This window comes from Brevibacillus panacihumi, assembly GCF_003710985.1.
Taxonomy (GTDB): Bacteria; Bacillota; Bacilli; order Brevibacillales; family Brevibacillaceae; genus Brevibacillus; species Brevibacillus panacihumi.
The window spans coordinates 1-10,612 of the sequence record NZ_RHHT01000001.1 but is presented as its reverse complement, the minus strand read 5'-3'; the positions used below and the strand labels follow the sequence as shown (position 1 = coordinate 10,612).

Genomic DNA, 10,612 nt, shown 5'->3' with positions numbered 1-10,612 from the left:
AAAACTACTTGACGGTTACACATGATTCGTTCCTCTCGCTCGTGAACCTCCTAAAACTACGCCCACAATGCCCTTAACTCCACTAAGTTCTTTATTTATTTGGTCAATGACCTGTTGTACAGTCATATTCTTCATCTCCAATCCAAAAAAATCAGCGTTTTATTCTCTCCAAGCATCGGTCACAAGTACATTGCCAGATGTCAGTTTAGAGCAATAACTTATAACTTATTGTAGCCTTAGAAGAAGGAAAGAACCTCGCAGAACGCAAAAAAGCCTTTAGAACGGAAGTTGAACGCTTCATTGACCTCGACATTAGCGATGAGCAGGTATTGAAGCAAATCCTCCAAAGGCTTATCCAAACAATCGAAGTATTCGAGGATGGAAAGATGAAGCTTAACTACAACCTTTCCAATCCCCTCTCCTCGAATGAAGATACAGTTTATTAGGCTGTATCTTTTCTTTCAAGTCTCACTATCACTTCCACATGCGCCGTATGCGGAAACATATCCACCGGCTGCACACTCACCAGCTCATACTTCCCAAGCATCTTCCCGATATCCTTCGCCAGCGTGGACGGATTGCACGAAACGTACACGATCCGCTTCGGCTGAACCTCCAACAACGACCGAATCAAGGCATCATCCAACCCCGTCCTTGGCGGGTCAACCACGACGACATCAGGTCGGATTCCTTGCTGCTTGGCCCATTTGGGCATCAGGACTTCTGCTTTACCGACATGGAAGCTGGCATTGTCCGCACCGTTGCGCCGGGCATTGCGGCGAGCGTCCTCGACAGCCTCGGGGATCATCTCAATCCCGCGTATCTCACGCGCAAAAGGAGCAAGCCACAGCCCGATTGTCCCGGTCCCGCAGTACAAATCCAGCACGAGCTCCGTTCCCGTCAAACCAGCCGCAGCCTTTACTTGATCGTACAGCTTCTTCGTCTGCTCGGGATTCAATTGAAAAAAGGCGCGGGCCGACAAGTCGAACGACAGATCTCCCAGCTTTTCCGCGATTGAGGGCTTGCCCCAGAGCGTGATCGTTTTCTCGCCAAAGACGAGAGAGGTTTTTTGCGGATTTACGTTTTGTGTAATCCCGACCAGTTGGGGGAGACGTGTACGGAGCTCCAGCACGAGCTCCTTCACGCGCGGGATTTCTGGTGTCGCCGTGACCAGCGTCAGCTGGGTCTCGCCTGTTGCAAACGCCACACGGGCAACGATGGTCCGAATGACGCCTTTGCGCTTTTTCTCATCATACGAGGAGATGCCGAGCTCCTCGATAATCTGTTTGGCTGCTTGCACGATCTGGGTCGTGGCCTCATGCTGCACCTGACAGCTTTCGAGATTGACCAGCTTGTGGCTGCCTGCCTGGTAGAGTCCGGCTACCAGCTTGCCATCCTGTCTGCCCACCTGGAATTGCGCCTTGTTGCGGTACGACCAGGGGTTGTCCATGCCGATGGTAGGCGCTACCGGGGGATCGGGGAGCTTGGCGTATTTGCGCAGCGATTCGATGACGATCTCGCGCTTGCTGGCAAGCTGCGCCTGGTAATCCATATGCTGCAGACTGCACCCGCCGCATTCCTCGTAGACAGGGCAGGGAGGCGTTACGCGGGAGGGGGATTTTTCGACCACTCGCAAAAGGCGGGCCATTGCGTACTTTTCCCGCACCTCTGTCACTTCGGCATGCACGACCTCGCCCGGGAGAGCTTTCTCTACAAAGACGATCTTGCGCTTAAAATAGCCGATGCCTTCGCCGTTGATGCCCAGGCTTTTGATCGTCAGAGTCATCTGCTGGCCGACACGGATTTGCGTCTCTTGTTCTTTTTGCTGCGGTTTCATCGGTCCGTTCACCTCAAGCTTCGATATCCTACTATTATAACGATATTTCCGATTTTCAAAAGAAAAAGGGCCGCATCCGGGAAATCCGAATGTGCAGCCCTTTCTGCAATTCTATATATGGCTACCTGGAGGTATGCTTCGCTATTGCTGCGATGATCGCATCCCAATCGTCTGGATGAACCTCGTGGCCTGTGCCTTCCAGCGTGAGCAGGGTAGCGTCTTTTAACTCACGGGCGAGGGCAACTCCATGGGGGTAGGGGAGGATGGTGTCCTCTGTGCCGTGAATGACCAGGGCAGGCATGCGGATCTCCTCCACCTTGACGACGTAGGAATGGTCCTCTTGCAGAAGGGCGTGGTTGAACATGCTCAACAGATTGTTCGCCCGCTTGATTTCCGCTCTTACCTGTTTGTAGGCGCGTTCTTCATCTAACGTATGCTTGGAGCCGCACAGCAAACGCGATCCCGATACGAGATAATCTGCGACAGCTTCCTCGTCTGACCAGTCCAGTGTAGCGCCTTTCGCATGGTATGCGAGGATACGCTCATCCATGGGAGGCACATCTTCATCAGGCAATGTAAGATCTGATCCGTAAAAGCCGGATGCAACAAAAGTGATGCTGCGAACCCTTTGCGGATGCTTGACTGCTATGATTTGCGCGATCATTCCGCCGAGGGACATGCCGACAAGATGTGCCTGCTCGATCCCGTATGCGTCCAGCACGCCAACTGCATCGTCAGCCATGTCGGCCACGGTATACGGTGGAGCGGTTCCCGGCACATAGGTCGTGGAGCGGCCCGTATCCCGATTGTCGTAGCGGATGACAAAGCGCCCGGTGTCGGCAAGGCGCTGGCAAAATTCCCCATCCCAGTAGACCATGGAGCAAGTGGCTCCCATGAGCAGCAAGACCGCCGGATGTGCGGGATTGCCGAAGCTCTCTGAACATATCTGAATTCCATTGATGGTGTGGATGTTTTCTCTCATTGCGGATCTCCTCGTTTCATTCGTTTGTTTGATTAAAAAAGGCATAAACAAATAAACCCATACATCCTTTTGAAAAAAAAATGGGCTTATACAACACAGCTTTTATTATCGCAAGCGAATGAACTGGATGATCATGGCAAACTCTCCCTAGTAAAGGATAGGTGCTTAAGCGCCCACTATTATTGTAGCAAATTAAGATGCCTTTCGGATACGATTATGAGCAAAGCCGCAAAATAATGGCAACTTCCTGTGCAGACTCCTTTTTGATATAATAGTCCGGAAGAAATGGATGAGGGAGTTGTGACACTAGATGCAAGAGCTATTTGACAAAATGAAAGAATATCTCAATATGGATACAGAGATTTCCTTCGACGAGTTTGACGGTTATTATAAAAAAGTGGTTGCGTTCCTGAACGACAACTGGCAAGAGCTGAACGAAGAGGACACCATGCACATGCTGTTCATCCTCGACAACCTCAAGTCCAACGGTGAAGACCGTGCCAAGCGCAAGGAAAAAGAGGCGAAAAAATACGCGAAAATGGCGCAGCGCACCGAGATTTGGGCAAACGCACTGATCAAGCGCCTGCGTGACGCAGGGCTGACCGATGAAGAAATCGGCAAGCGCTACGAAGCAATCTACGAAACGGTATAGGATGTTACGGTGTGAAAAAATGGGTCATTCCTGGAGTGAATTCACTCGTGGTATGGCCCATTTTTACGTAACTTGCTCTTTTTTAGGATTTGCTTCTGCAATTTCGTAAAAATCTCTTCTACGATTTGCTGAATATGTTTCTGCCGTTTCAGCAACATCCTTCTGATGAAGGCTTTCTCAGATTTTTTCAGATAGCCTTTAGGTACTTTCTTGATCGCGTTGTCGATCTCCCGCTTGGATAAACCGGCAATTTTTTTGACCATCGCCTCCGTGTAGGACCGATGCTGGAGTGTATACCTCTTCAAGCCTTTGGGAATGCGAAGCGGCAAGGATTTTTTCGATTTTTTGGAGTGCAGCGTCGTTTCATAAGTGCGCGGCTTCTTGTACGTTTTTCTGGACCAGCGTTTTTTCCATTTGCTCGGCGATCCAAATAGCGCGATGCCGTGATCGATCAGGTACCAATTGTAGCGTCGTTTCGGATGATTGCGATGCAGAATGAGGTTGTGGTTGGTGCGGTCAAGGTTTAGAATCCAGGCATCGAAAGCGATCAATTGGGCCAAAAGCTCCGCCTTTTTTACTTTTTGCTCGATCTGGGCAGGTTCGGGGAAATGCGCCTTTTTCCATGGAATCACTTCTTTGGCTTTCGCTTTGATGGAAAGAAGTCCACGCTTTTTAATCCGACCTGGACCTTTTACGGAAATCTCCTTCAGCTTGGAGACGGGAAGTCCGAGCTTGCGTGCAAGATATGCAGCGATGTATTCATTTGCTACTAAGAGACGATACTTGTTTTCGTTGGAAATAAAAGGTATTTTCAGGTACCCTTTTGTCCCGTCCCGTCTTTTGACGATCCAGATTTCTCTTCCATAACGTTTGCGAAGCAATTTCTTGAACTTCCATTTCCTGTTCGACACATGATCACCTTGGATTTCTGTTTGCAAACATTGTATGGAAATGAAGGAGCGCTCGTTCAACAAATAGGTTCCAGGAAGCCGCGATATTGCAAGGACAGGTCATTGACAACGAGTCCGTTTACCCGTAGAATGGTTAACTAATTCGAATAGTTCGTCTTTCATTGCGAAGAAAAGGAAGAGTAGAAACAGATACAGCGTGCAGAGAGCCGTCCGGATGCTGAAAGGAGGGCCGCCAGCCTGTTTTGAAAATCACCTTGGAGCAGTGCCCTCGAAAACCGGGTGAAGCATGATGCCGGAAAAGTAAAGGGCAACGGATTCGTCCCCGTTACCGGACGGGAGTTCCCCAGTTGAACTTCTCAAGTCTGTTTTTCGTGAGAGAAGCAGAGAAGCTGAGTGGTACCGCGATGCTCTCGCCTCAGCCAGCCATGCGCATACAAGCGCGGCTGGCGGGGCGGGAGCTTTTTGTTTTTGGTTTGGTAGAGAGAAACAGGATAGACAGGAAGGGGAAATACCCATCATGAACCCAGTGAGAGTTGAGGAAATTGTCGTCGCCAACCACGCCCTGAAGGACGTAGTGGAAAAGACGCCATTGCAAAAAAACAAGCTGTTATCCGAACGCTACGGCTGCAATGTCTATCTGAAGCGGGAAGACTTGCAGGTGGTCCGTTCATTTAAAATCCGGGGGGCATATCACTTTATTCGCAGCCTGGACCAGGAGCAGAGGGACAGAGGTGTTGTCTGTGCCAGCGCAGGCAATCACGCACAGGGAGTCGCGTATTCCTGCAACCATCTGCAAATCCAGGGCACGATCTTCATGCCGACCACAACACCGCGCCAAAAAGTATCACAGGTAAAATTGTTTGGCGGCTCCTTCGTCGAGGTCGTGCTCGTCGGAGACACCTTCGACGATTCGTTTGCCGAAGCGATGAAGTACTGTGTGCGGGAGGATCGCACCTTTGTCCATCCTTTTGACGATCCGCTGGTGGTAGCCGGACAGGGAACAGTCGGTCTGGAGATCATGAACGACATGGAGGAGCCTGCCGACTATGTCTTCATGAGCATTGGCGGCGGCGGTTTGGCTGCCGGCATCGGGACGTATGTAAAAGGGATCAGTCCTGCGACGAAAATCATTGGAGTGGAGCCTGCAGGAGCGTCCTCCATGCAGGCGGCGCTGGAAAAAAACGATGTGGTCACGCTGGATGAGATCGACAAGTTTGTGGACGGTGCCGCTGTCAAGCAGGTCGGACAGTTGACGATGGAGATTTGCAGGGAGGTACTGGATGACATCGTGCCGGTGCCGGAGGGAAAGGTATGCACCACGATTTTGGAGTTGTACAACAGCAACGCAATCGTCGTGGAGCCTGCAGGTGCGCTCTCGATTGCGGCTTTGGATTTTTACCGTGAACAGATCGTCGGCAAGAATGTCGTCTGCGTGATCAGCGGGGGGAACAACGACATCGACCGGATGCAGGAGATCAAGGAGCGCTCGCTGTTGTATGAAGGACTGAAACACTATTTCGTCCTCAACTTTCCGCAGCGGGCAGGGGCATTGCGCGAATTCATGGAAAAGGTGCTCGGCCCGCATGATGACATCACGCGCTTTGAGTACACAAAAAAGACCAACAAGGAGAACGGTCCTGCGCTGGTAGGAATCGAGCTGAAATGCAAGGATGATTACGAGCCGTTGATCGGCCGGATGAAACAGCACGGAGTGGGCTACGTGGAGATCACGCATGATCCCTACCTGTTTAACCTGTTGATTTAAGATGCGTGTGTTACAACAGAGATTCTTTTTCAAAAATGTATGAATACAGCGAAAAAAGGAGCAATCGGCAGAGAAACGGCGAGAGAGAATGATAATGCGTCGTCATGTGTTATAACAAACTTTTATAAAACAGATTCTGTTGTATTACAATACAGCTAACAACAGCTCTGGAGGGAATATACCATGACACCGATCACTACCTTTTTTCGCAACCTGGACGCAAAATGCTGCGCGTCCTGCGGCCAAGTGATTTCGGAGCAAGCCGAATCCTACGCCACCGAATGCTACACATGCCAGGAGCATGCTTCTACGGACGCATACAAGCACTACTATAAAAAGAACTGAGCGTTTCTGATGAGACTAGTCGATCCATAACAGGCATACCGCAGTGGAGAATTCCGGCGAGTATGTTTTTTTTTCTTTGTTCCGTGCAGGAAAAGGATGGAAGATGCCAGAAGTAAGGGGGAGAAAAACAGGGAGGTTCGAAACGATGAACGATCCGCGGATGATTCAGGCCCTTTTTCAAGCGGCGGAGTCCGGAGATGAAGAGCAGATTGCTTCCTTGTTGCAGGAGCATCCAGCGCTCGTGAATGCAGAAAATGAAAACGGGCTGACCCTTCTGGGGTACGCGGCCCATTTTGGACATCCTGGCGTCGTCAAGCTTTTGCTGGAGCAGGGGGCAGACGTCAACGCGCTGTCGCATTCCCAAATCTCCTTCATCCCCTCCAACACCGCCCTGCATGCAGCGATAGCAGGGGAGCGCAATCTCGATGTCATCCGGCTTTTGCTGGAGCATGGGGCGAAGACCGACATCTTCGACAGCAATGGCCACACCTGCTTGCATACGGCTGCTTTCCATGATGACAACGAGGCTTTGATCGAGCTGTTGCTTGTACATGGCGCACAGCTAAACGCCAGACGGGAGGGCAAAGAATCGCCGCTTGAGCTGGCCATCGCCCAAGGAAATGCGCGGGTAGAAGCCTTGTTGCGCCGAGCTGGAGCGAAGGTAGAGCAGGTTGAGTAGCATCCAACAAAAATACCGCTGCAGCTTGAATCCGAGCATTCGCAGCGGTATTTTGCTTGAAGAAAGGAAAAGAGCAGACGGTTCATTTTTTTCCTGCCTGCTCTTTGACGTAGTCAATAAGCCCAAGCTGAAAGCCTTCTTGTGTCAGCAGGCGTTGGGCCTCGTAGGTCCCAGAGTAGTAGGCGGCGACATGCGGATCGTTCTCCAGCACTTGCCGGCACGCTTCGTCTGCAGCAAGCTCCTGGTACCAGGCTGACTGCTTGATCTGGGCAACCAGGTCTTCATAGGCGGGCTCCGGTTTTTTCCAGGGATTGAGCCGATGAAGGATTTCGCCGGCAATCGCGACGAGGACGAGTATGGCAATCAAGAACATGGTGTTCACCTCAATCTTCATGGTACCACTGCCTGGGACAATTTTGCCATGGCGAACTGGCGACAGCTTGCAAATCGATGGAAAAGCGGGCATCCTAAACAAGAGCAAGCAAGGGATGTGAAGGGAGAAGAGAAGATGTTTCACCCGCTGGTTTTTGACAATATCCGGGTCGTGCTGGAGGGCGGAGTGTACGACCGTGATTTTGAAGGCGCGATTACGATCACCGACCGCTCGGACGTCATGGATATGGCAACCTTTCAGCGCCTGTTCCAGATCGATTTTGAACTGGCTGCGGCTACGAATCGGGAGAGGGCAGTCAAGGCGCGGATGCAGCTTCGAACCGGGCTTGCTGACATTGCTGCCGAGCAGCTGGAGCAGCCGCTGACCGATCACATTGGCTGCACGATTTGCATCCATTTTTTTACAGAGGTCCATGGCGTACCGGATGAGCCCCAGAGGATTACGGCGATTCTGAATGATATCTGGGGGAATCGGCCCTATATCACCCAGACCATATCATCCCGTCTGGAGGAACACCGCGTAGAGTGGCCGCCGCAAACCTACCACAACCAGATCACCCTGGACTTCCATCGCAAAATCGACGAGGGGAACATCGATGATCTGCGCGATCTGATTGATCATACGGTGAAATCGCTCGCTTCCTTGCAGGAGATTCGGGACTTGCGAAAATAATTGGACAGAAGGCATTTACATTTCCTCCAAGGCGTATTATCATTTTGTTAACTTACTTTATAAATTAGTTAACAAATAATTGGAGGAAGAATGCATGAGAAATGAAAGACTTCGGTGGATGCTTTTATCTGCGATTTTTGCCGGGGTGACGGCTGTCTTGTCGCAGCTCACGATTCCGCTTCCGCTGGTCCCGATCACAGGGCAGACGCTTGCAGTCGGTTTGACGGCGACGATCCTGGGCAGCCGTTATGGTACCTTGTCGATCCTGATTTACATTTTGCTCGGAGCTGTCGGCATGCCCGTCTTTGCCGAGGCAAATGGGGGCTTGCATGTTCTCATCGGAAAAACAGGCGGATACATAACCGGATTTATTCTGACTGCTTATGTGACCGGACTCATTTTGGAAAAGACGCGTTTTACCCTGACCAATGCCCTTATCGCCAACATTGTTGGAATGATTATCACACTGGCCTTCGGGACCGTTCAACTGAAGTACGTACTGGATGTTCCATGGACAGATGCGATTGCCTGGGGTGTGACGCCGTTTTTGGTCGTCGGCGTGATCAAAGCGGTGCTCGCTTCCATCATCGGGATCAAAGTGCGGGAGCGGCTATTGGCGAGCAGGCTCTTGCGCCACAGCGATACACCGAGTGTCACTTCCTGAAAAGCATGCAATACCGTTTTACCAAAGTCGTCCTTTCCGGGCGGCTTTTTCCGTATAAATGGCTTCTTCTGCCGGATACTATGGGGAAACCACCCAAAGATGGGCTTAAAGGAGGACAAGATGGAGCAAATTACCGCCGGTCCGAAGGGACTTCCCATTTCCGGCAATGTACTCGCCTTTCGCCGGGATACACTGAAATTCATCCGCGATGCGGCAAAAGAATACGGAGATGTCGTTCATTTCCGATTTGGACCCAAACGCCATGTCTACATGCTGAACAATCCCGATATGATCAAGGAAGTGCTCGTTACCAAGCAAGCGCATTTTCGCAAGGGAAAGGGCTTGCAGGTGGCACGGGCCGTTGTCGGTGACGGCATTCTGACAAGTGAAGGAAAAAAACACATCCGCCAGCGCAGGTTGATGCAGCCGGCCTTTCACCGCGACCGGATCGCAGGGTACGCGGATGCTATGGTCCGTCAGGGTGTCGAGCTGATGGAGGACTGGAAGGATGGCGAGGTGCGGGACATTCATCAGGACATGATGAAGGTGACGCTGGCGATCATCACAGAGACAATGTTCGGCAAAACCGTCAAGGAGGGCGCAGACAAGATCGGTCATGCCATCGACGTCGGATTGAAATACGTGTCGACAAAAGCCACTTCCTTCATCGACATCCCGCTGTCTGTGCCGACACGCAGCAATCGGGAATTCGTCGAATCGAGCGAAGTGCTGGACAAGACCATCTATGGCTTGATCGAGGAGCGGCGCAAGAGCACGGGCAACCATACCGATCTGTTGGCGATGCTTTTGGCTGCACGGGATGAGGACGATGGGCAGGGCATGACGGATGAGCAAGTTCGCGACGAGGTCATGACCATTTTTGTGGCGGGTCACGAGACGACTGCCAATACGATGTCCTGGATCTTTTATTTGCTGGCGACCCATCCAGAGGCGGAACAAAAGCTGCATGACGAGTTGAAGTCCGTCCTCGGAGGAAGGCTGCCAACAGTCGAGGATATCCCCAATCTGACCTATGTCAACCTGATCATCTCCGAGACGCTTCGTCTCTACCCGGCTGCCTGGACGATCAATCGCGAGGTGGTGGAACCAGTCGAGATCGGCGGCCATACGTATGAGCCGGGAGATACGTTGATGATGAGCCAGTATGTCATGCACCGCCAGGAAAAGTACTTCGAAGATCCGGATGAATTTCGTCCCGAGCGCTTTGCAGGAGATTTGCTGAAGCGGATTCCCGCCTACGCCTACTTTCCTTTCGGGGGAGGACCCCGCATTTGCATCGGCAACAACTTCGCCTTGATGGAAGCGGCCTTGCTTCTGGCGACAATCGCACAGCGCTACAGACTGCGTCTCGCAGAGCCTGATCAGAAGGTAGAGCTGGAGCCGGTCGTCACCCTCCGTCCGAAAAACGGCTTGCCGATGCGTCTGGAAAAAAGGGAATAGAACGGATAATTATTTGCCTGACCCGTACGGTGGAAAACTGTACGGGTTTTTTATGAAGGCGAATATGCAGGAAAGCTGGCCGAGGAAAAAGGGAAAAAATGCGAAGGCATTTGGGATCTTGACCCAGACGAAATGGAAAAGGGGGAACACGCATTCAGCGGCCAGCGCGCCCAGCAAGCCGTTAATTGCTAGTTGGTGAAAGTCCAACCGAGGTAAGAGCCAAGTCGCCTCGTAGCTGACAGGCAACTGG

General features: G+C 51.6%; 12 protein-coding genes and 1 other annotated feature. Of the genes, 7 read left to right on the top strand and 5 right to left on the bottom strand.

All coding sequences use genetic code 11. From position 1 onward, the window contains the following. Positions 1–442: 442 nt before the first annotated feature. On the bottom strand, positions 443–1,837 hold the full coding sequence (rlmD, locus tag EDM58_RS00060; protein WP_122911507.1) for a 23S rRNA (uracil(1939)-C(5))-methyltransferase RlmD: 1,395 nt from the start codon (positions 1,835–1,837) through the stop codon (positions 443–445). A gap of 121 nt (positions 1,838–1,958) precedes the next feature. Beyond that, positions 1,959–2,819 carry an alpha/beta fold macrolide esterase gene (gene mle, locus EDM58_RS00055; protein ID WP_122911506.1) on the bottom strand — a complete coding sequence of 287 codons (861 nt, stop codon included), beginning with the start codon at positions 2,817–2,819 and terminating at the stop codon, positions 1,959–1,961. A gap of 310 nt (positions 2,820–3,129) precedes the next feature. Here mle and EDM58_RS00050 point away from each other — a divergent pair, with 310 nt between their 5' ends. Then, complete coding sequence (locus EDM58_RS00050) at positions 3,130–3,471, top strand: hypothetical protein (RefSeq protein WP_023556244.1); 342 nt, start codon at positions 3,130–3,132, stop codon at positions 3,469–3,471. A 41-nt stretch (positions 3,472–3,512) separates the two neighbouring features. Here the strand turns inward: EDM58_RS00050 and EDM58_RS00045 are convergent, their stop codons facing one another. Further along, positions 3,513–4,382: a HipA family kinase gene (locus EDM58_RS00045; RefSeq protein ID WP_183187367.1), complete on the bottom strand. Its 870-nt coding sequence runs from the start codon at positions 4,380–4,382 to the stop codon at positions 3,513–3,515. 157 nt (positions 4,383–4,539) lie between these two features. After that, positions 4,540–4,803: a binding site (T-box leader), on the top strand. Positions 4,804–4,899: 96 nt separating this feature from the next. Here EDM58_RS00045 and ilvA point away from each other — a divergent pair. The 3 genes from ilvA to EDM58_RS00030 all read left to right on the top strand — a co-directional run bounded on the left by ilvA (position 4,900) and on the right by EDM58_RS00030 (position 7,171). After that, positions 4,900–6,147 carry a threonine ammonia-lyase IlvA gene (gene ilvA / locus EDM58_RS00040; protein ID WP_122911505.1) on the top strand — a complete coding sequence of 416 codons (1,248 nt, stop codon included), beginning with the start codon at positions 4,900–4,902 and terminating at the stop codon, positions 6,145–6,147. A gap of 183 nt (positions 6,148–6,330) precedes the next feature. Next, the gene (yhfH, locus tag EDM58_RS00035) at positions 6,331–6,492 is read left to right on the top strand and encodes a protein YhfH (RefSeq protein WP_122911504.1); all 162 of its coding nucleotides are present in this window, start codon (positions 6,331–6,333) and stop codon (positions 6,490–6,492) included. A 145-nt stretch (positions 6,493–6,637) separates the two neighbouring features. Beyond that, positions 6,638–7,171 (top strand): ankyrin repeat domain-containing protein, encoded by a 534-nt coding sequence (locus EDM58_RS00030; protein WP_122911503.1) that lies wholly within the window; start codon positions 6,638–6,640, stop codon positions 7,169–7,171. An 82-nt stretch (positions 7,172–7,253) separates the two neighbouring features. On the opposite strand, the gene EDM58_RS00025 is transcribed toward EDM58_RS00030, so the two are convergent. Continuing rightward, on the bottom strand, positions 7,254–7,565 hold the full coding sequence (locus EDM58_RS00025; RefSeq protein WP_246000450.1) for a hypothetical protein: 312 nt from the start codon (positions 7,563–7,565) through the stop codon (positions 7,254–7,256). A 27-nt stretch (positions 7,566–7,592) separates the two neighbouring features. Here EDM58_RS00025 and EDM58_RS00020 point away from each other — a divergent pair, with 27 nt between their 5' ends. The 3 genes from EDM58_RS00020 to EDM58_RS00010 all read left to right on the top strand — a co-directional run bounded on the left by EDM58_RS00020 (position 7,593) and on the right by EDM58_RS00010 (position 10,362). Continuing rightward, on the top strand, positions 7,593–8,237 hold the full coding sequence (locus EDM58_RS00020) for a hypothetical protein (protein WP_246000449.1): 645 nt from the start codon (positions 7,593–7,595) through the stop codon (positions 8,235–8,237). A 94-nt stretch (positions 8,238–8,331) separates the two neighbouring features. Beyond that, positions 8,332–8,901: a biotin transporter BioY gene (locus EDM58_RS00015; RefSeq protein ID WP_122911500.1), complete on the top strand. Its 570-nt coding sequence runs from the start codon at positions 8,332–8,334 to the stop codon at positions 8,899–8,901. A gap of 120 nt (positions 8,902–9,021) precedes the next feature. Next, entirely contained in the window at positions 9,022–10,362 is a 1,341-nt protein-coding gene (locus EDM58_RS00010) for a cytochrome P450 (RefSeq protein WP_122911499.1), read from the top strand. 9 nt (positions 10,363–10,371) lie between these two features. Here EDM58_RS00010 and EDM58_RS25970 read toward each other — a convergent pair. Beyond that, positions 10,372–10,612, bottom strand: a 241-nt coding sequence (locus tag EDM58_RS25970) for a hypothetical protein (protein WP_221175394.1), incomplete at its 5' end; no start/stop codon positions are given.

Bases quoted from the DNA above. Each gene is read 5' to 3' on its own strand.
- rlmD (WP_122911507.1), bottom strand. From the start codon at position 1,837: ATGAAACCGCAGCAAAAAGAACAAGAGACGCAAATCCGTGTCGGCCAG.
- mle (WP_122911506.1), bottom strand. From the start codon at position 2,819: ATGAGAGAAAACATCCACACCATCAATGGAATTCAGATATGTTCAGAG.
- EDM58_RS00050 (WP_023556244.1), top strand. From the start codon at position 3,130: ATGCAAGAGCTATTTGACAAAATGAAAGAATATCTCAATATGGATACA.
- ilvA (WP_122911505.1), top strand. From the start codon at position 4,900: ATGAACCCAGTGAGAGTTGAGGAAATTGTCGTCGCCAACCACGCCCTG.
- yhfH (WP_122911504.1), top strand. From the start codon at position 6,331: ATGACACCGATCACTACCTTTTTTCGCAACCTGGACGCAAAATGCTGC.
- EDM58_RS00030 (WP_122911503.1), top strand. From the start codon at position 6,638: ATGAACGATCCGCGGATGATTCAGGCCCTTTTTCAAGCGGCGGAGTCC.
- EDM58_RS00025 (WP_246000450.1), bottom strand. From the start codon at position 7,565: ATGAAGATTGAGGTGAACACCATGTTCTTGATTGCCATACTCGTCCTC.
- EDM58_RS00020 (WP_246000449.1), top strand. From the start codon at position 7,593: ATGGCGAACTGGCGACAGCTTGCAAATCGATGGAAAAGCGGGCATCCT.
- EDM58_RS00015 (WP_122911500.1), top strand. From the start codon at position 8,332: ATGAGAAATGAAAGACTTCGGTGGATGCTTTTATCTGCGATTTTTGCC.
- EDM58_RS00010 (WP_122911499.1), top strand. From the start codon at position 9,022: ATGGAGCAAATTACCGCCGGTCCGAAGGGACTTCCCATTTCCGGCAAT.